Genomic DNA, 19260 nt, shown 5'->3' with positions numbered 1-19260 from the left:
GATGCGCGTTCACGCACCATTCCCCATCAATGTTGCATGGATGTCTTCTGCGGCGTCGCGTCCTTGTGCCACAGCGGTCACGGTCAGATCCTCGCCGCCGCCGGTACAGTCACCGCCCGCCCATACCCGTGCGAGAGTAGCACGCCCGCTGCCATCAGTGCCGATCTTGCGCTGGTCAATCTCCAGCGCGTCGGGCGTGTTAGCCAATGTCTGCCCGATGGCCTTGAACAGTTGGTCCGCCTTCAGGCGAAATGTCTCGCCAGTCGGTTCCAGCCCGGTTTCCCCGGCATGTGTATAGGCGAATTCCACCTCTCGCAGGGCACCGTTGGCATGGATTGCAATCGGCATGGCGTTGGTGATGATCTTCACGCCTTCATTCGCGGCGTGGTTCAGCTCATAGTCCGATGCGCCCATGGCATCGCGCCCGCGCCGGTACACCATGGTCACATGTTCGGCCCCCAGCAGGCGTGACTGCACGGCGGCATCCACTGCGGTCATACCGCCCCCGATCACCACGACATGCCGCCCTATGGGCAATGTGGACAGATCAGCGGTCTGGCGCAGTTCGGCAATGAAATCGACTGCGTCGCGCGCTGTCGGTATATCCTCGCCTTCCAGACCCAGCGCATTCACACCTGCCAGCCCGATCCCCAGAAACACCGCGTCAAAACTGCCTTGCAGGTCTTGTAAGGTGCCGTCTTCGCCCAGTGTCCAGCCCTGCCGCAGGGTTATCCCGCCGATCTGCATCAGCCAGTCCACTTCGGACTGCGCGAACCCATGCGCCGCCTTATAGGCCGCAATGCCGTATTCGTTCAGCCCGCCCGGTTTTTCGCGCCGGTCAAAGACAGTGACATCATGGCCGTACATCGCCAGTCTGTGTGCGCAGGCCAACCCCGCCGGACCCGCGCCCACCACCGCAACATGTTTGCCGGTAGGGACAGCGCGCGTATACGGGTGCGAATTCCTGGCGATCAGTGTTTCTGTCGCATACCGTTGCAACCGCCCGATTTCGACAGGTTTGCCTTCGGCAGCCTCGCGCACACAAGAGCCTTCGCACAGCGTTTCCGTAGGGCAGACGCGCGCGCACATGCCACCAAGGATATTCTGGTCAAAGATGGTGCGCGCCGCCGCTTCGGGCTGTCCTGCCTGAATCTGGCGAATGAACAGCGGAATATCAATTTCCGTGGGGCAGGCCGTAATGCAGGGCGCATCATGGCAGAAATAACACCTGTCGGCGGCAACCATGGCTTCATGCGCGTCATATGCGGGGTAAAGATCGTCAAAATGGCGCGCGTAATCGTCGGCATGCAGGCGCCCGGCAATGATACCGGGGGTTGTGATGCTTTGTGTCATTGGCTGGCCCCTTATGGCTGGCAGAGTGACTGTCGGATGCCATGACAGGAAAGCACGGGTTTAAAAATTTATCAATTGGTAAAATTTTCGATCTGTGCTGAAATTTTCAGCGCGCGGATCGCCGGACTGCGCAACAAAACATCATCGACGCAATCAAGGCTTGGTATTCCGTCGCCGGGCAGGCGGGATATGCGCACAAATAACTGCCCCCCGGAAGGACAGTGCCTTACGGGGGGCAACCGCAAGCCGGATGCACAAAGCCAGGTGTCAGGTCGTTTTCAGGTGTTTCAGCGCATGCTCTATGCCGCGGATTTCAGCCATCCCGCGCAAACGCCCCACAGCGGAATAACCCGGCCGGTAGGGGCCGCGCAGATCGCTTTGCAAGGCATGGCCATGGTCCGGACGAAAGGGCAGGGGATGCCCGCGCGCGGCCTCGATGCGCAGGATTTCTGCCACCAGCGCGGCCATATTTGCATTGCCGTCCAGATGGGCCGCTTCCTGAAAACTTTCACCCGCAACACCGTCACTTAATGCAGAAACGGGATCGCGTAATGTATTGCGCAGATGCAGGAAATATATCCGCGCGGCATGTTTGCGCAAAATCGCAGGAAGGTCGTTATCCGCCCGGACACCAAGCGAACCTGCGCAAAATGTAAACCCGTTGGCGGGATCAGGATGCATCTGCACGATGGCGTCCAGATCGTCAGCTGTGGACACGACACGCGGCAACCCGAACAGCGCGCGTGGCGGATCGTCGGGATGAATGGCCAGCCGGACCCCGGCAGGGGCCAGTTGTGGGACGACATGTTGCAGGAATTGCCGCAGATTCAGGCGCAACTGTTCGGCGTTAATGTCCCGGTACTGGCCGATCTGGGCGCGGAACCCGTCCAGGGTGTAGCTTTCCTCTGATCCGGGCAAGCCGGCAAGGATTGTATCCGTCAGGCTGGTCCGGGCGTCAGCATCCATCGTGGCGAAGCGGCGTTCGGCTTCGGCATGGGTTTCAGTGTTATAATCCGCGGCTGCCCCGGCCCGTTTCAGAATGAACAAATCAAACAGCGCAAGATCGACGCGGTCAAAGCGCAGGCATTCGGCCCCGTCATCCATGACATGGCGCAGGCGCGTGCGGGTCCAGTCCAGCACCGGCATGAAATTGTAGCAGATTGTCATGATACCGCATTTTGCCAGATTCAGCGCGGATGCAGCCCATATATCGGCCAGTTCCTGCCAGCCGCTGGTACCCAGCTTGATGGCTTCGGGCACCGGGATGCTTTCGACCACCTGCCAGCGCAGACCGGCGGCCGCAATCATGGATTGGCGTTCCCTGATGGCATCAACCGGCCACAGGGCGCCATTGGGTATCTGATGAAGAGCGGTTACAATGCCGGTTGCGCCCGCCTGCCGCACATCGGCAAGCGAAACAGGGTCATCCGGGCCAAACCAGCGCCAAGTATAGTCCATATTCATGTATCCTTTGGGTCAAACCCGGTCAGCGAAACACTTTCGAAACTTCGCGTGAATCGAACAGATAGCCGTCAAAACCGGGGTCTTCGTCATCTGACAGTTCCAGCAATGTCACGCGCACATTTTCCAGATGCTGCCACATGGCACTGCGGGCGGCTTCCGGGTCGCGGCGTTGCAGGGCGGCCAGAATCGCGCTATGATCATCCAGCCAGCGCAATCTGTAATCGGTCACGAATATGCGGTCATGCAGGCGTGCCCACATCCGGCTTGCTTCGCGCTTTTTCCACAGTTCATTGACCGTATCGACCAGCACATTGTTCTGTGTCGCTTCGGCGATAAGGCGGTGAAACAGTTCATCCCCCGAATAATCCTGTGCGCCAGTCGCAATGCTGTTGCGTTCCAGTTCCAGCGCGTCGCGCATGCGTATGATATCGGCCTTTGTCACGGTAGAGGCCGCAAGCCCGGCCACTGCGCTTTCCAGCAACTGGCGGGCCTGAATCAACTCAAACGGGCCGATGTCATTGGCATCGCCCTTCGGGGCGGATGTTTCCATGGCTTTCAGGTAAATTCCGGACCCCTTGCGCACTTCAAGCATTCCTTCGATTTCCATCAACAGAATGGCTTCGCGCGCGGCGGAACGCCCGACCTGAAGGTTTTCGGCAATCTGGCGTTCGGTCAGGATGCGGTCACCGGGCGCATAGCCGCCCTGTTCAATCAGCGCGCGCAACCCTTCGGCCACTTCCTGATAGCGTCTTGTCGCGCGCGCCATCAGATCGTCCCCCTGGCGCGGGCATGATAGAATTCCGCCAGAACCGCGAAGGCAGATTTCTTTGTCTGTTTATCGGCGGCGATCAGGCCCTTCTTGTTGAACCCGTTCTGGAAAATATTCTGGCGGCGTTCGACACGGAAATCATACAGAATCCATGGCGACATGCCCTTGACATAATCAAGGCCCTGCAAAATTTCGATCTGCTGGCGGTACACCTGCGTCATATAGGCTTCGCTGAACAGTCCCGTTTCCGGTGCCCCTTTGCCGATTGCGCCATCCGCCCCTGTTTCCGAGATAAGCACGGGCCGGTCCGGGGCCGAATTGCGACCGATTTCGATCAGGTCTGCGATATTTTCGTCATACCAACCGTAATATTCATTGATACCGATCACGTCCAGATATTCCGCCAGACGGTCCTCTATGCGGTTGCGGGTGTGGTTTATCAGACAGGCCGCGGCAATAAGGCGGGTGTCATCAGCGCGGCGCGCGGCATCGGCCAGCGCGCGCATGAAGGACAGACGCGCATCCGTGTCGGGGTTTTCATTGCCGATGGACCAGATGATGACACTAGCGCGGTTTCTGTCACGCCGGATCAGTTCCAGCAACTGGTTTTCGGCATCAGCATAGGTTGCAGGGTTGTCGAACGCGATGGCCCAGTAGACCGGGATTTCCTGCCACAGTAGAAAACCCATCTCATCCGCCAGTTGCGCGGCGCGTTCGTGGTGGGGGTAATGCGCCAACCGCAGGAAATTGCAGCCCAGTTCCTTCGCGTGCTGAAACCGCGCGCGCAGGTCATCCTCAGTCGTGACCTTGCCCAGGAACAGGTCATCTTCATGCACCGAAATACCACGCAACCAGACGGGTGTGCCGTTCAGCAGAATTTCCGTGCCCTGCCGCGCGATGGTGCGGAACCCGACGCGGTCGGACACGGTATCATCGCCAAAGCGTGCCCGGACATCATAGAGTTTCGGGGTGTCGGGCGACCATAATTCGGGCCGCGCAGGAATGGTTGCGCGTGCGTGGCCGCCAGTGACGGGAATTGTCTGCTCCAGCCCCAGTTCGGGGATCGACAGTTGCACATCGCCGCGTTGTGCTCCGTCAATCGTAAGATCAACCACAATTGAGTCACCGTCACTGCCAAGGCGCAGCCCCATGTCACTGATGAAGGCTGCGGGCAGATCAAAAAGCTGCGTTTCGCGGTAAATACCGCCATAGTTGAACCAGTCAGTGTTGCGCATGGGCACGCGGTCCAATGTCCGGGTGTTGTTGACACACAGCATCAGCCAGTTGCGCCCATCCCGCAGGTCATTGGTCAGTTCCACACAAAACGGGGTGGACCCGCCCAGATGGTTGCCCAGAAACCTGCCATTCAGAAAGACCTTGCAGTCATACTGCGCCGCACCGATGCGCAGAATCTGCCTTCGCCCATCGCGGGGGGTGTGGTCCAGCGGACGGGTATACCAGGCGCTGCCTTCATAGAAATACCATTTCTCTTTCAGCATCTGCCAGTTGGAAGGCACAGGAACCGTTTCGCCCATATAGGGGTCATAGTCCCACGGTTCCGTGCGGGTTTCGGGGGCGGCGGGAAGCATGGAGAACCATTTCTGGCGCAGACCTGTATCCAGCAGGTCCACGCAGAAATTCCATGCGCCATCAAGAGATTGCGCGTCACGTCCGCCTGTGAAAAGAAGCCCCTTATGGGTCAGGTTGCGCGTGTCATAGGGCCGCGCATAATCTTCATCATGCAGGGCTTGAAGCGCGTTCTCTCCGATGGTTGAACGTTCCAGCATGCCGTTAATCCCCCGAATTCCGGTTTTTTCCGCCTTAGTTGGCCAGTGCCTTGATGCTGTCGATCAACTCTGCCAGTGCGGGCGATTGTGCGGCCACTTCTTCGTGCATTGGCAGCACGGCTTCAATGAAGGGGCCTTTTTCTACTGTGTTGATCTCCACACCCATTTCAGCTTGCGCGGTGTCAAGCGATGCTTGCGCAATCGCATCCCAGCTTTCGCGGTGGAAGGCCTGCGATTCCAGTGCCGCAGCACGTAGCGCCTGCTGATGCTCTTCGGACATGGCGTCCCATGCGCAGCTTGAAATTACCACCACCGACGGGATGATCGTGTGCTCGTTCAGTGAAAAGTAATCCACAACTTCACCATGCCGCGCACTGGTCAGGGCCGTGGGGTTGTTTTCTGCCATGTTCACAACGCCCTGTTGCAGCGCGCTGTAAAGCTCGCCCCAGTCGATGGGCGTGGGGTTACCGCCCAGAAGTTCCACCATCCGAATGGCAGACGGGCTGGGTTGCACGCGGATATTCACGCCAGCCAGGTCGGCAGGGCTGTTGACAGGACGATCACCATAGAAGGAGCGCGCCCCTTCGGTCAGGAAGGAAACCCCCAGAAACCCCTTGTCGGCAGAGGCGTTCAGAATGGTCTGGCCCACTTCGCCGTCGATCACGTCGAAGAAGTGATCTTCGCTGGCAAAGATGAAAGGCAGGTTGATGGCGCTGTAAAGCGGTTCAAACGCTTCCAGTTCGGCAGCGTTTGAACGTGCCATTTCCAGCGCGCAGTTCTGCACCAGTTCCATTGATTCGCGCTGCGTGCCAAGCTGGGCATTGGGGAAAACCTGAATGCGATAGGCATTGTCGGTCAGTTCGGCAAAACGCTCGCCCATGAATTCCATGCTGATATGCGTGGGGTGGTCCGCGGGGTTGTTGTGGTTCAGCCGCAGCAGCGTTTGCGCTTGTGCGGCTGCGCCAAGTGCCAGACTTGCCGTCGTGGCAAGCGCAATGGTGCGTGTCAGATGGGCCATGATATATTCCTCCCGATGGGTTGATGTCGTGGTGGTAGACAAGGGCGCGTATCGTCGCATCCGCCTTCCGGTGCCCAAGATGACGACCAAAACCCACATTAGTCAACCCATTTCATAAATTGGTTGACCAATTTGCAGGATCTTGTCACAAGGTCCGGGATCGGTGGTATGGCTGGGCAAGCAGCGCGCATGCCATGTCGCGTAAGTTTCGCCACAGGGAGGGACGGAAATGAAACGCCATATCGACAGATTTCTGGAAATCATCATCGTGGTGATCTTTGCGATTATTGTCGCCAGCATCGTCTGGCAGGTTTTTTCCCGCTATGTATTGCAGGCCCCCAGCACCGTTACGGGTGAATTTGCACGCCTTCTGTTCATGTGGCTTGCGCTGATCGGCGGAGCATATACGTTTGGCCGTGCCAAGCATCTGGCCATCGATATCGTACCCATGCTGTTGCCAAGCCGGGCGCGACAGGTGATGAATGTGGTGATTCTGGCCCTTGTCGCGGGATTTGCAATTCTGGTCATGATCAAAGGCGGCTGGGAACTGACCAGCCGCACACTGAAATCCGGCCAGATTACGCCCACGCTGCGGCTGCCTATGGGCTATGTCTATGGTGCCATTCCGTTTTCCGGGCTGATGATTGTCTATTACTGCTGGCATTTTCTGCTGCGTCTGTGGCGCGATCCTGATGATGTACTGGTCGGCCGGACCGAACCCCAGACCGAGGTGCAGCCATGACAACCGCCATTTTCGTCCTGTTCGGCTCTTTCGGGCTGATGATGCTGATCGGCGTGCCGATTGCCTTTGCCATCGGCATTGCGGCCACGCTGACATTTTTGCTGTTCATGGGTTTCGACCAGTCCATGTTCATCGTCGCGCAGCAAATGGCGTCGGGGCTGGACAGTTTCACGCTGCTGGCAATTCCGATGTTCATTCTTGCTGGCAATATTATGAACCGTGGCGGTATAGCGCGCCGACTGATTGAACTGGCCAAGGTGCTGGGCGGGCGGCTGCCCGGCGCGCTGGTGCATGTGAATATCATTGCAAACATGCTGTTCGGGTCCATTTCCGGTTCGGCAGTGGCATCTGCTGCGGCTGTGGGGGGTGTCATGGCCCCGGTACAAAAGCGCGAAGGGTATGACCCGGCCTTTACCACTGCGGCCAATGTCGCATCCTGCCCCACGGGACTGCTGATTCCGCCCAGCACCACACTGATTGTCTATTCGCTGATTACCGGCGGCACATCGATTGCGGCGCTGTTTCTTGCGGGCTACCTGCCCGGTATTCTGATGGGGCTGTCACTGATGGTGGTTGCCGGCATCATTTCCAAGAAGCGCGGCTATCCGGTGGTGCCGCGCCCCAGCCTGACCGAAGCGCTGGTGGCCGCGCGCGATGCGATTCTGCCGCTGGGGCTGATTGTCATCATCATGGGCGGGATTGTCGGCGGTGTTTTCACCGCGACAGAGGCATCGGCGATTGCCGTGGTCTATGCACTGGTACTGGCGCTGGTGTGGTATCGCGAGATCCGCCTGCGCGATCTGCCACGAATCCTGATCGATTCTGCGGTCACGACGTCAATTGTACTACTGATGATCGGCTGTTCGATTGCCATGTCACGGGTCATGGCCTTTGGTGGCATTCCCGGCGCAATTTCCGGTTTCATGCTGGGGCTGACCGACAATCCATACATGATTCTGCTGGTGGTGGTATTTATCCTGCTGGTGATCGGCACATTCATGGACATGACGCCGGCACTGCTGATTTTCACGCCCATCTTCATGCCGATCATGAATGATCTGGGAATTGATCCGGTGCATTTCGGCATCATCATGACAATCAACCTGTGCGTCGGTATCTGCACACCGCCTGTCGGGTCGGCATTGTTTGTGGGTTGTTCCATCAGCGGTGTGTCAATCGCCAAGGTGCTGCGCCCGATGATGCCCTTCTATGCGGTACTGATCGCGATTGTGCTGCTGGTGACATTCGTGCCGGAAATCAGCCTGTTTCTGCCGCGCCTTCTTCTGGGATACTAAGAATGAAAACACTGGAAAACTGGTGCCTGCTGTCGTGTGACGAATGTTCAGTGACATTGCTGGTCGAAAGCAGGCACACCCTGAGCATTGAGGCGCTGGACAGCGCGCGGTTTCGTGTCCGCCTGCGCAAGGACGGGCAGTGGCGTCTGGGGCGCAGCTGGACCGTTGCCCCCGAAGGACCGCTGCCACGCGAAGGGCGGGCGCGCGATGCGCGCGACGGTTTTACCTGTCCGGCCGCGGACGTAACGCAGGCAGACGACAGGATTACCATTGCCACCGACAGGTTGCGCGCCATCATCCGCACGCCCTTGCAGATCTGCTGGCAAGCCATGATGGACGGGCAATGGCGCGATGTCGCGCAGGACCGCCCGACAGGGGCTTATATGCTGGGGCGGCGCGACCACCGTAACGCGCATTTCCTGAACCGGCACCGCAATGAATGCGTGTTCGGGCTGGGCGAAAAGGCGGGCCTGCTGGAACGCAGCGGACGCCGGTATGAGATGCGCAACCTTGATGCGATGGGGTATGATGCGCAAACGACCGACCCGCTTTACAAACATATCCCCTTCACCCTGACGCGCACGCCGGATGCGGGCAGTTTCAGCCTGTTTTATGACACGCTGGCAGGGTGCTGGTTCGACCTTGGCAATGAACTGGACAATTACCACGCCCCCTATCGCAGTTTCAGGGCAGAAGATGGCGATCTGGACTATTACTTCACCTGGGCGCCCGACATGCTGGCGCTGGTCAAGGCGCAGCAACAGCTGACCGGCGGGATGGCCTTTCCGCCGCGCTGGTCGCTAGGCTATTCGGGGTCTACCATGGCCTATACCGACGCGCCGGATGCGCAGGTGCAGATGCTGGGCTTTCTTGACGCGCTGCACACGCATGACATCCCCTGCGACAGTTTTCACCTGTCATCGGGCTATACCTCGATTGATGGCAAGCGCTATGTGTTCAACTGGAACACGGACAAATTCCCCGACATCGCGGGTTTTACGCGCGCCTATGCCGATGCGGGCATTCATATTATCGCCAATATCAAACCCTGCCTGTTGCAGGACCATCCCCGTTATGACGACGTGGCAGGGCAGGGGCTGTTCATCCGCGACAGCGACACGGGCGCGCCCGAATTGTCAATGTTCTGGGATGCGAAAGGGTCGCATCTGGATTTCACCAACCCTGACACGCTGGACTGGTGGCAGGGCAATGTCACAACTGCGCTGCTGGATCAGGGCCTCGACAGCACATGGAATGACAATAATGAATTCGAGGTCTGGGATCACCACGCGCAATGCCACGGCTTTGGCGAACCAATCGATATGGGGCTGATCCGGCCCTTGCATGCATTGCTGATGAGCCAGGCGTCAGAAACCGCGCAAAAGGCACATGCCCCGGATAAACGCCCCTATCTGATTACGCGGGCGGGTTGCGCGGGGCTGCAACGCCACGCCCAGACATGGACCGGGGACAACCGCACCAGTTGGGACAGCCTGCGCTGGAATATCCGTATGGGGCTGGGAATGGCGCTGTCGGGCATTTCCAATATCGGGCATGATGTGGGCGGCTTTGCCGGCCCGCAGCCTGATGGTGAATTGCTGCTGCGCTGGGTGCAGAACGGCATTTTTCACCCCCGTTTCGTAATCCACAGCTGGAATGATGACGGGTCGGTGACAGAACCATGGACACACCCTGATATGTTGCCGCTGATCCGCGATGCATTTGCGCTGCGCTACAGGTTGCTGCCCTATATGTATACCTGCCTGTGGCAGGCCGTGAGCCGCGGCGAACCAATGCTGCGGCCCACCTTCCTTGACCATGAAGATGACCCCGAATGCCTGGCCGATACAGATGATTTCATGCTGGGGCGCGATCTGCTTGTGGCCAATGTGGTCGAGGCAGGCGTAAAGAACCGGCGGGTCTATCTGCCGCGCAATGCGACCGGCTGGTGGGATTTCCACGCAGGCACATGGCACCCCGGCGGGCAATGGCTGGACCTTGCGGTGACGCTGGACAGTATTCCGTTATTTGTGCGCGCGGGCGCGGTTCTGCCGCTGGCGCGGCACGGTGCGCGGTCTGACGAAGCGGCCAGCGTGGCCGCCGTATTCCCTGCGCGCGATCAGGGCGTGTATGTATCGGAAGGTTATGATGATGGCGGCGACAATGCTGACGCCCTGTCGGGCAATCATTGCGTGACACGGTTTGAGCTGTCATGTGACGGGGCGGAACTGGCCCTTGCCGTGACCCTGTCGGGACAGCGCGCTTTCGCGCCTGAAACGTTGTTGCTAGCCCTGCCGGAAACCGCGCCGTTCCCTGTGCGCATCGGGGGCAAGGCTGTGTCACATGGGCAGTCATTCAGCATTCGCGACTGACCGGAACCAATGGTAGTGTTGCGCACTTTTTGGCCTGAGGCTGGCGTTGGAGAACCGCAAGGTGCGGAATCAAGGCCGCAGGCCGTCCCGCCAATAGCGCGGGCGAAGTCCATGCCCACTGTCCCCTGCCGACAAAACACGGTTCCGGATTCATTCCGCGATCAACAGCACCTCTGCAGTGACACAGATCGCATTTGCGTCAAGGGTCAGCTTGCCCGCATGAACACGCCCGTCAAACCCCACTGACGCCACATCCAGCGCCACATTGCCGGCCTGCACCCTGCCGTCACGGATCAGGATTTCGGTAGCGTAGCTGTCCAGGTTACTGCCGTCCTGAAAACAGGTGCCAACCAGACTGCCGATCCCGTGAATACTGGCATTTTGCATTCCATGGCGCGCTGCAATCCGTCGCAACCCCTGCCCGATATCCTGATTGGGGCGCAGGGTTGCCAACACGGCATTGGCGGCCGTGGCACTGGGTACTGAATGCGGCTGGAACAGGGAAAATTCAGTTTCCGGATCGTATTCAACATACAAACCGGCGCCTTCGATTGCCCAGCCCGTCGCCTGATACTCCGCCGCAAGAATGGACTCGGGACAAAGCGCATGGCCCATGGCAGGGGCGGCCCCGTCCCACAGGCCATGACAATGCAGAAAACGCGCGTCGTCGCGCCAGCCCGCATGCACGCCTGCTTGCAACAGGCGCACTGGCCGCGCGGGGGCATGTGTCCGGCTATACCATGCGGCATGCCCGTCGCCGGGCGCGGGTGCCGGAATGACAAACCGCAGCGGGTCAAGTGTGGCCCCGTCCAGCCGCAGATAGGCGGCGTGAATACCCGCCTGCGCCAGCGCATCAGTAATGGCCTGTGTGACACTTTCACCCGCGCGCAATGTCAGCGTGACAGGGCATGCATGACAGACCAGCGCGCAATCGCGGGCACGCGCGGGCTGGCCCGGATGGTCAATGCGGCGCAGAGCAGGGGTCATGCTGATGGCACGGGCAGTTCCCCGCGGGTTTGCAGTTCTTCATGAATCATCTTTCTGGTGACCTTGCCATAGCCCGATTTCGGCAATGCATCCCAGAACACCATATGGCGCGGCATCTTGTAGCGTGGCAGCTTCGGCCCAAGCCAGTCCAGCACCGATGCCGGTGAAGGCGCAACCCCTTCGCGCGGCACGCAGACTGCCATGCCCACCTCGCCCCAGACAGGGTCCGGCACGCCCAGAACCGCAACTTCCAACAGATCCGGGTGCAGGAGCAGCTTCTCCTCTATCTCGCGCGGGTAAATGTTTGACCCGCCTGAAATATACATGTCAGACGCGCGCCCAGTCAGATAGACAAACCCCTGCGCATCCATATGGCCCAGATCGCCGGTCAGGAACCAGCCATTGCGAAAGCTTTTGGCATTGGCGTCGGGGTTGTTGAAATAGCCCGCAAAGACCGCAGGACCGATCACCGCAATTTCACCGGTCTGCCCGAAGGGCACTTCCGCGCCGACATCATCCTGTATCTGCACCTGCATGCCGGTACGGGCAAAGCCGCAGGTGCCGATACGCATCTTGCCATCATCCAGATGGTGATGGCAGGGCGGCAGCACGGTAATATTTCCTGTCACCTCTCCCAGTCCGAAATACTGCACCAGCACCGGCCCCAGCTTTTGCAACGCGCGCAGCTGATCGGCGCGGTACATCGGCGCGCCTGCGTAAACGACATGGCGCAGGCTGGAATGGTCATGCTGGTCCACCGCGTCATGCTCAACCAGCAGCTTGACGATGGTAGGCACAGTAAACATGTTGCTGACCCGCCATTGCGCGACCAGTTCCCATATCTCGGCCGGGTCAAAGCCTGCGCCCGCGGGCAGGATTGTCCTGACCCCGCGCGCCACCTGCGCAAGCTGATGAATGCCCGCGCCATGCGACAAGGGCGCCACCACAAGCGATGCATCATCGGGGCCAGTATCGGGCATCAGGTCGCACAGGTGGTTCGTGACCACAAAGGCCAGTTGCCCATGCGTCAGCACCGCCGCCTTGGGTTTGCCCGTTGTGCCGGATGTGAAGAAAAACCACGCCGGATCATCGCGGTCCACCGCCACAGCGGTGGGGTTCTGGCCGGAATGACGGGTAACCAGCGCTTCATAATCCTGCGCGAAACCGGCGGTGCCGATGGCAATCGTGAAATCCACCAGATCAGCGCAAGCTGCCGCATGGTCGGGAAACTGCGCGCCGCAAATCAACCCGCGCGCACCTGATGATTGCGCAAGCCCCGCCAGATCATCGGGCGACAGGCGATAATTCGCAGGCACCCAGACCGCGCCGATACGCCAGCAGGCAAACATGGCTTCCAGCATCTGGTTGCAATTGGAGGATTGCACCAGAATGCGGTCGCCCTTGGTCACGCCAAAATCATGGGCCAGCGCATGCGCAAAAGCGCTGGCGCGCAATTCCATTTCAGCCCATGACCAAGTGCGCGCGCCCCAGACAAAGCCCGTTGCGTCACCCAGCTTGCGCGCGCTTTCGGTCAGGAAATGCGACAGGTTCATGACCCGCGTGGAATACGGCGTGATGCCCGCCGAAAGGTCATCCCTCATTTCACGCGCTCCATGATCGACACGTAATTTGCCACCGCCGCACCGCCCATGTTGAACACGCCCGCGAGGTTGGTGTCCTTGATCTGCATCTCGCCGGCATCCCCCATAAGCTGCATTGCAGCCATGACATGCATGGACACGCCGGTTGCGCCGATCGGATGCCCCTTGGATTTCAGCCCACCCGAGGGGTTGACCGGCAAGCGCCCGTCCTTGCGCGTGATCCCGTCGCGGATAACACGGTGGCCCTGTCCCGCTTCGGCCAGTCCCATCGCTTCATATTCCAGCATCTCGGCGACGGTGAAACAATCATGGCTTTCGACAAGATTCAGGTCGTCCAGCGTGATGCCCGCTGCCGCCAGCGCGCGGGCCCATGCCATGCGCGCGCCGCGAAATTCCAGCAAATCGCGGCGTGACAGGGCCATGATGTCATTGGCCTGTTCGCGCGCGCGAAAGCCAATCGCGCGGGGCATGGTGGCGGCGATCTCGGCATCGGCCAGCACCAGCACGGCCGCGCCATCCGATATCAGCGAACAATCCGTGCGGCGCAGGGGACCGACCACAATGGGGTTGCGGTCCGACACAGTATTACAGAAGTCTACGCCGAAATCCTTGCGCATGTGGGCATAGGGGTTGGCCATGCCATTGGTGTGGTTCTTAGCGGCAATCATGGCCAGTTCTTCGGACCGGTCGCCGTAGCGCTGGAAATAGGCATTGGCGATGGTGCCGAACAACCCTGCGAACCCGCCGTCAATATCTGCTTCTTCCGCGCGGTAGCTGGCGCCCAGCAGAATGTCGCCCACTTCGGCGGTGGGGGTGGCGGTCATCTTTTCCGCGCCGACCACCAGCGCAATGCGCCCGCGCCCCGCTTCGATGAAATCCATTGCGCCATACAGTGCTGCCGACCCCGTGGCACAGGCATTTTCAAACCGTGTTGCGGGTGTATGGGCAAAGCGCCCGTCCCCCATGGCCACAAGGGCCGCCTGAAAATCCTGTTTGGCAAAGCCGTTGTTATAGACACCTGCGAAAATGCCATCCACATCGGCAGCATCAATGCCCGCATGTTCCAGCGCCGGGGCAATGGCGGCGGCCATCAGGGTTTCGGTGTCGGGGTGGTCAGATTTGCCAAAAGGGGTATGCCCCCAGCCGATGATCTGTGCGCGTGTCATGTCATGGTGTCCTTGCTGTCATGGCCGTGGGGCGCTGCCCTGCGCCAGCCGGTTTTCGATTTTGCGGGCCTCGGCGCGCAGGGCCCGAATCATGTCGGCGCGGCGTGGTTCGCGCATCCGGCTTTCGATGGCGGCCAGCGACAGCGCGCCGACAAGCCGCCCGTCCGGCCCATGCAGCGCCACTCCCAGACCCCATGAATCCTCAAATATCAGGCCGGGATTGACTGAATACCCATCCGCGCGCGTGCGGTCCACCTGGGCGCGCAACTCATCCGCTTTCAGCCGCGGGTAGTTCTGGTGCAATTCGTCGGCATTTGCCGCGATGATGGTGTCCACCTCCCGGTCGGGCAAGGCGGCCAGCATGGCCAGCGACCCCGCGCCCACCCCCAATGGATGATGCGCGCCGGGCATCAGCGCGTAGGTGCGGATGGGATGCGCGCCATCCTCGCGGTGCAGACAGGCAGAATATGGCCCGCGCCGCACCGACAGGAACGCCGCATCGCCGGTATCGCGTGCAAGGCGTTGCAGACTGTCCATGGCCAGCGACAGCAACCCATGCCGCCCCTGTGCCATCAGCCCGAGAAGATAGGCTTCTTCCCCCAGATGATAGGCGCGCGAACCGGCAGCCTGTTCCACCAGTCCCGCGCGTATCAGCGCCAGCAGCAGGCGACGCACCGTAGCCTTGTTCAGGCCGGACTGTGCGACCAGCACCGACAGGGTTGCCCCATCTGCAGTATGCCGCCCGATCAGACCCAGCAATGACAGCGCACGGTCGACGCTTTGCGCGCCGCCCATTGCGGATTCTGCCATTTCATGTTTCATAATATGAACCCATACTTGCGAATATGTCCGCATCAGATATTCATCTGGTATTGGCATTGTTATTTTTTCTTTTCAAGGTTGCAAGTTTTTCTTGCAATCCGGAAAATGACGGGTCCACTATATGAACGCTACGGAGGGGGCGGTTTGTGCGATGTCATGTGCAGACCGCAGAACACCAAAAGGAGGAGAACATGACATTTGCACGCGTAAGCGGGACAGCACTTGCTGCCGCATTGGCCGGCATGCTTGGCCTTGGGGCGGCGGGGGCGGAAACCCTGCGCCTGTCACATAATACCGGCGACACGACAACCTGGCATCAGGGCGCTGAAAAGTTCGGGGAATTGCTGGCCGAACGCACAGATGGTGCGCTGGATGTGCGGGTTTTCCCCAATGCGCAGCTTTCGGGCGGCGACCAGATGCGGCAGGCGGAAATGGTCGGGCGCGGCGCGCTGGATCTGGTTGTGACCTCTGCCATCAACGTCACGCCGCTGGTGCCGGAAATGGCTGTATTCTCATTGCCTTACCTGTATGCCAACTATGAACAGGTTGATGCCACAACCCAGGGCGCGCCCGGCGAAATGCTGGCCGATATCCTGCTGGACAAGGGCATTGTCGTGCTGGCATGGGGTGAAAACGGCTTCCGTGAAGTGACAAACAATGTCCGCCCCATTCGCAGCCCCGAAGACATGCGCGGGCTGAACATGCGCGTGGCAGGGCCGATGTATATTGACGTCATGAACGCGCTTGGGGCCAACCCACAGCAAATGCAGTGGGGCGAAACCATGTCGGCGCTGCAACAGGGTGTCGTGGATGGTCAGGAAAACCCCATCGGGGCTGTGATCATTCCCCAGCAGGTTTATGAAGTGCAAAAGCACCTGACCGCGTGGCATTATTCCTATGACCCCATTTTCCTTGGCATTTCCAAGGCAAAATGGGACAGCTATGATGCAGACATGCAAGCCATCCTGCGCGAGGCTGCACAGGACGCCATGGCCTATCAGCGCGAAATCACCCGCGAAGGAACGGCGCAAGGCATCGCGTTCCTGCGCGAACAGGGCATGGAAGTCTATGAACCCAGCGCTGACGAACTGGCCGCATTCCGCACTGCAACCCAACCGGCGTTTGACCAATGGGCCGAGCGTGTGGGCCCGGAAATTGTGGGCGCGTTTCAGGACGCGATCTCCGCTGCCAACTAAGGCTTAATTCTGTCCCATGGCCCCCGCTCGGGGCCGTGGGATATTTCTTAGCGGGGCGGCGACAGATGTTACATTTCCTTTTGCGCGACGCCGAGAAGATCATCTGCGCAATTCTGTTTCTGGGCATGACGCTGTTGGGGTTTGCCAATGTCGTGGTGCGCTACGGCACCAACCTGTCCTTTGCCGCAAGCGAGGAATTACTGGTCAACGGGTTTCTGTTGCTGACCATTTTCGGTGCGGCACTGGCGGCGCGGCGGGGCGAGCATCTGGCGGTGACATTGGTGCATGATATGTTGCCGCGCCTGTTGTGGGTGCCGGTATTTTTGCTGTCGGTCCTGTTGTCGGTGGGATTGCTGGCGCTGTCGGCGTGGTTTTCATGGGACGCCATGATGAATATCAAGCGCGTCGGCATGCGGTCCTACGGGCTGGGCATCCCGGCCTGGTACTATCAGGCGGCGCTGCCCTTCGGGTTTGGCCTGATCATCCTGCGCTATTTGCAGCATGCCTGGGATGTGCTTAAAGGAAAAGATGAAGAAAGCATGCCAGATGTTTGAATTCATTGGCATTTCATCAGTTGGCACGCAGATGATCATCATTTTCTTCCTGTTGATGGCGCTGCGCCTGCCAGTGGCTTTTGCGCTGGGGTTATCCGCACTTTACGCCATGTGGAAAATCGGTTTTGGGCTGGAGCTGGCAGGTGACCTGATTGCCACCGGCATTACCAAATTTTCGTTGCTGGCCATTCCGTTCTTCATTCTGGCGGGCACGCTGATGGGCAGTCTTGGCATTGCCGAGCGGATGATCCGGTTTTTCCGTGTTGCTGTGGGTGGCCTGCCCGGCGGGATGGGGGTTGTGGGAACCGTGGTCTGCCTGTTCTGGGGCGCGGTCAGCGGGTCCGGCCCTGCATCGGTTGCGGCAATAGGCCCGATGATCATCAAGGGCATGGAAGAAGACGGCTATGACCGCGCTTTTGCCGCGGGGCTGGTCTGTACGGGCGCTGCGTTTTCCATCGTGATCCCGCCATCCATCGGGCTGGTGATTTACGGGGTCATCGCGGAAACATCCATCTCGCGGTTGTTCATTGCGGCCATCATTCCGGGTGTGTTCATGGCCTTGACCATGGTTGCCGTGCTGCCTTTTGCACGCCGCCGCAATGCCCCGTCCCGCAGCCCCAGCCTGGCAGCGCTGATGCCCGAACCCTATGCGGATGAGGCCCGCGCGCGCAGGCTGTGGCTTAGTTTCCGTGACAGTTTCTGGGGGCTGATGACGCCAGTTGTCATTCTGGGCGGCATATATTCCGGCATCTTCACCCCGACAGAGGCCGCACTTGTGGCCACGGTCTATGCGCTGGCAGTGGGGGCACTGGCCTACCGAACATTAAGCCTGCGTAACCTTTATGATGCACTGGGAACAGCGGCGGCGTCATCGGCGGTTGTCATGCTGATTGTCGCCTATGCCAGCTTGTTTGGTTGGGTGGTCACTGTCGATGATCTGGTGCGCAGCTATTCCGGCGCATTGCTGGGGCTAAGTCAGAATGAATGGGTCATCCTGCTGGTCATCATGGTGATCCTGCTGGTTGCGGGCATGTTCATGGACCCTGTGACGGTGATGTTCATTGCACTGCCTATATTCCTGCCGGTTGCGCGCGAAATGGGCTGGGATCCGGTGTGGTTCGGGGTGTTGGTCATGGTCAATCTGGCGATCGGGCTGATTACGCCGCCTGTCGGCATCAACCTGTATGTGGCAGCCAATGTCACCCGTATGAAGATTGAACACGTCGCGCGCGGGGCACTGCCGTTCCTGCTGGCAAGTCTGGTGGGGATTGCGATTGTCGCGGCAGTGCCGTCGATGTCGCAGATCCTGCTGCACTGGTTGCGCTGAAAACCCCGGAAACAGAAAGGCATTCTGAATGACACTGAAAACAGCAATCGTAACCGGGGCTGCACGCGGCATTGGCCTGGCGACAACGCGCCTGTTTCTGGCGCAGGGCTGGCGTGTGGCGATGATTGACCGCGACACGTCCGCGCTGAAAGATGCCGCAAAGGGCCTTGATGGTGCCCATGCGGTTGCCTGCGATGTGTCCGTTCCTGACCAGGTTGACGCCATGGTTCAGCAGGTGCTGGATCACTTCGGGCGCATGGATGCGCTGGTCAATAACGCCGGCATTGCTGATTTCCGCTCGCTGGCCGACACTGATTTCGCAATCTGGCGTCAGGTGATGGCGGTCAATCTTGACGGGGTTTTCCTGACATCGCAGGCGGTTATCCCGCATCTGAAACAGCGGGGCGGGGCGATTGTGAATATCGCATCCATTTCGGGGCTGCGCGCCAGCACATTGCGGGTGGCCTATGGCACGTCCAAAGCAGCTGTCATCCAGTTGACGGGTCAGCAGGCGGCGGAACTGGGTGAATGGGGCATCCGCGCCAATTGCGTGGCACCGGGACCAGTGGATACGAAACTTGCGCTGGCGGTGCATTCACCGGAAATCCGCGCGGCCTATCATGATGCCATCCCCCTGAACCGCTATGGCACCGAGTTCGAGATTGCAGAGGTGATTACGTTCCTGTGCTCCGACAGGGCCAGCTATGTTACCGGCCAGACCATTGCGGTGGATGGCGGGTTTGATGCGGTTGGCGTGGGCCTGCCTGCACTGCGCGCGCAATCGGGCGGAATGTAACGCGCCAGGCC

General features: G+C 59.7%; 16 protein-coding genes. 7 read left to right on the top strand and 9 right to left on the bottom strand.

Annotation, left to right across the window (positions count from 1 at the left end):
• Window positions 1-9 precede the first annotated feature (9 nt).
• The 5 genes from PUT78_RS08045 to PUT78_RS08025 form a co-directional block, all read right to left on the bottom strand.
• Window positions 10-1353: an NAD(P)-dependent oxidoreductase gene (locus PUT78_RS08045; RefSeq protein ID WP_274351737.1), complete on the bottom strand. Its 1344-nt coding sequence runs from the start codon at window positions 1351-1353 to the stop codon at window positions 10-12.
• A 267-nt stretch (window positions 1354-1620) separates the two neighbouring features.
• The gene (gene uxuA / locus PUT78_RS08040; protein WP_274351736.1) at window positions 1621-2811 is read right to left on the bottom strand and encodes a mannonate dehydratase; all 1191 of its coding nucleotides are present in this window, start codon (window positions 2809-2811) and stop codon (window positions 1621-1623) included.
• Between the two features lie 28 nt (window positions 2812-2839).
• Complete coding sequence (locus PUT78_RS08035; protein WP_274351735.1) at window positions 2840-3583, bottom strand: FCD domain-containing protein; 744 nt, start codon at window positions 3581-3583, stop codon at window positions 2840-2842.
• Window positions 3583-5373 (bottom strand): glycoside hydrolase family 2 protein, encoded by a 1791-nt coding sequence (locus PUT78_RS08030; RefSeq protein WP_274351734.1) that lies wholly within the window; start codon window positions 5371-5373, stop codon window positions 3583-3585. The genes PUT78_RS08035 and PUT78_RS08030 overlap by 1 nt, the downstream gene beginning before the upstream one ends.
• 34 nt (window positions 5374-5407) lie before the next feature.
• Window positions 5408-6391 carry a TRAP transporter substrate-binding protein gene (locus PUT78_RS08025; protein ID WP_274351733.1) on the bottom strand — a complete coding sequence of 328 codons (984 nt, stop codon included), beginning with the start codon at window positions 6389-6391 and terminating at the stop codon, window positions 5408-5410.
• Between the two features lie 229 nt (window positions 6392-6620).
• Between PUT78_RS08025 and PUT78_RS08020 the strand changes: the two genes are divergently transcribed.
• The 3 genes from PUT78_RS08020 to PUT78_RS08010 are packed head-to-tail and all read left to right on the top strand — an operon-like array spanning window position 6621 to window position 10800.
• Entirely contained in the window at window positions 6621-7133 is a 513-nt protein-coding gene (locus PUT78_RS08020) for a TRAP transporter small permease (protein ID WP_274351732.1), read from the top strand.
• Window positions 7130-8428, top strand: coding sequence for a TRAP transporter large permease (locus tag PUT78_RS08015; RefSeq protein WP_274351731.1), 1299 nt, complete (start codon window positions 7130-7132; stop codon window positions 8426-8428). The genes PUT78_RS08020 and PUT78_RS08015 overlap by 4 nt, the downstream gene beginning before the upstream one ends.
• A 2-nt stretch (window positions 8429-8430) precedes the next feature.
• The gene (locus tag PUT78_RS08010; RefSeq protein ID WP_274351730.1) at window positions 8431-10800 is read left to right on the top strand and encodes a glycoside hydrolase family 31 protein; all 2370 of its coding nucleotides are present in this window, start codon (window positions 8431-8433) and stop codon (window positions 10798-10800) included.
• 150 nt (window positions 10801-10950) lie between these two features.
• On the opposite strand, the gene PUT78_RS08005 is transcribed toward PUT78_RS08010, so the two are convergent.
• The 4 genes from PUT78_RS08005 to PUT78_RS07990 are packed head-to-tail and all read right to left on the bottom strand — an operon-like array spanning window position 10951 to window position 15364.
• Window positions 10951-11787, bottom strand: a complete 837-nt coding sequence (locus tag PUT78_RS08005; RefSeq protein WP_274351729.1) for a PPC domain-containing DNA-binding protein — start codon at window positions 11785-11787, stop codon at window positions 10951-10953.
• Window positions 11784-13388, bottom strand: coding sequence for an acyl-CoA synthetase (locus PUT78_RS08000; RefSeq protein ID WP_274351728.1), 1605 nt, complete (start codon window positions 13386-13388; stop codon window positions 11784-11786). The genes PUT78_RS08005 and PUT78_RS08000 overlap by 4 nt, the downstream gene beginning before the upstream one ends.
• Entirely contained in the window at window positions 13385-14554 is a 1170-nt protein-coding gene (locus PUT78_RS07995; protein ID WP_274351727.1) for an acetyl-CoA acetyltransferase, read from the bottom strand. The genes PUT78_RS08000 and PUT78_RS07995 overlap by 4 nt, the downstream gene beginning before the upstream one ends.
• Before the next feature lie 18 nt (window positions 14555-14572).
• A complete protein-coding gene (locus tag PUT78_RS07990) occupies window positions 14573-15364 on the bottom strand; it encodes an IclR family transcriptional regulator (protein ID WP_274351726.1) in 792 nt (263 codons plus the stop codon).
• 203 nt (window positions 15365-15567) lie between these two features.
• Between PUT78_RS07990 and PUT78_RS07985 the strand changes: the two genes are divergently transcribed.
• The 4 genes from PUT78_RS07985 to PUT78_RS07970 all read left to right on the top strand — a co-directional run bounded on the left by PUT78_RS07985 (window position 15568) and on the right by PUT78_RS07970 (window position 19249).
• On the top strand, window positions 15568-16572 hold the full coding sequence (locus PUT78_RS07985) for a DctP family TRAP transporter solute-binding subunit (RefSeq protein ID WP_274351725.1): 1005 nt from the start codon (window positions 15568-15570) through the stop codon (window positions 16570-16572).
• 65 nt (window positions 16573-16637) lie between these two features.
• A complete protein-coding gene (locus PUT78_RS07980) occupies window positions 16638-17126 on the top strand; it encodes a TRAP transporter small permease (protein WP_274351724.1) in 489 nt (162 codons plus the stop codon).
• Entirely contained in the window at window positions 17119-18453 is a 1335-nt protein-coding gene (locus PUT78_RS07975; RefSeq protein WP_274351723.1) for a TRAP transporter large permease, read from the top strand. The genes PUT78_RS07980 and PUT78_RS07975 overlap by 8 nt, the downstream gene beginning before the upstream one ends.
• A gap of 28 nt (window positions 18454-18481) precedes the next feature.
• Window positions 18482-19249: an SDR family NAD(P)-dependent oxidoreductase gene (locus PUT78_RS07970; RefSeq protein WP_274351722.1), complete on the top strand. Its 768-nt coding sequence runs from the start codon at window positions 18482-18484 to the stop codon at window positions 19247-19249.
• The last annotated feature ends 11 nt before the right edge of the window (window positions 19250-19260 follow it).

Source organism: Roseinatronobacter alkalisoli, from assembly GCF_028745735.1.
Lineage (GTDB): Bacteria > Pseudomonadota > Alphaproteobacteria > Rhodobacterales > Rhodobacteraceae > Roseinatronobacter > Roseinatronobacter alkalisoli.
This window is presented reverse-complemented; position numbering and strand designations above follow the sequence as displayed.

Coding starts and splice junctions, on each gene's coding strand:
- uxuA (WP_274351736.1), bottom strand. CDS start 2,811: ATGGACTATACTTGGCGCTGGTTTGGCCCGGATGACCCTGTTTCGCTT.
- PUT78_RS07990 (WP_274351726.1), bottom strand. CDS start 15,364: ATGGCAGAATCCGCAATGGGCGGCGCGCAAAGCGTCGACCGTGCGCTG.
- PUT78_RS08035 (WP_274351735.1), bottom strand. CDS start 3,583: ATGGCGCGCGCGACAAGACGCTATCAGGAAGTGGCCGAAGGGTTGCGC.
- PUT78_RS07970 (WP_274351722.1), top strand. CDS start 18,482: ATGACACTGAAAACAGCAATCGTAACCGGGGCTGCACGCGGCATTGGC.
- PUT78_RS08015 (WP_274351731.1), top strand. CDS start 7,130: ATGACAACCGCCATTTTCGTCCTGTTCGGCTCTTTCGGGCTGATGATG.
- PUT78_RS08000 (WP_274351728.1), bottom strand. CDS start 13,388: ATGAGGGATGACCTTTCGGCGGGCATCACGCCGTATTCCACGCGGGTC.
- PUT78_RS08010 (WP_274351730.1), top strand. CDS start 8,431: ATGAAAACACTGGAAAACTGGTGCCTGCTGTCGTGTGACGAATGTTCA.
- PUT78_RS08030 (WP_274351734.1), bottom strand. CDS start 5,373: ATGCTGGAACGTTCAACCATCGGAGAGAACGCGCTTCAAGCCCTGCAT.
- PUT78_RS07975 (WP_274351723.1), top strand. CDS start 17,119: ATGTTTGAATTCATTGGCATTTCATCAGTTGGCACGCAGATGATCATC.
- PUT78_RS08025 (WP_274351733.1), bottom strand. CDS start 6,391: ATGGCCCATCTGACACGCACCATTGCGCTTGCCACGACGGCAAGTCTG.
- PUT78_RS08020 (WP_274351732.1), top strand. CDS start 6,621: ATGAAACGCCATATCGACAGATTTCTGGAAATCATCATCGTGGTGATC.
- PUT78_RS07985 (WP_274351725.1), top strand. CDS start 15,568: ATGACATTTGCACGCGTAAGCGGGACAGCACTTGCTGCCGCATTGGCC.
- PUT78_RS08045 (WP_274351737.1), bottom strand. CDS start 1,353: ATGACACAAAGCATCACAACCCCCGGTATCATTGCCGGGCGCCTGCAT.
- PUT78_RS07995 (WP_274351727.1), bottom strand. CDS start 14,554: ATGACACGCGCACAGATCATCGGCTGGGGGCATACCCCTTTTGGCAAA.
- PUT78_RS08005 (WP_274351729.1), bottom strand. CDS start 11,787: ATGACCCCTGCTCTGCGCCGCATTGACCATCCGGGCCAGCCCGCGCGT.
- PUT78_RS07980 (WP_274351724.1), top strand. CDS start 16,638: ATGTTACATTTCCTTTTGCGCGACGCCGAGAAGATCATCTGCGCAATT.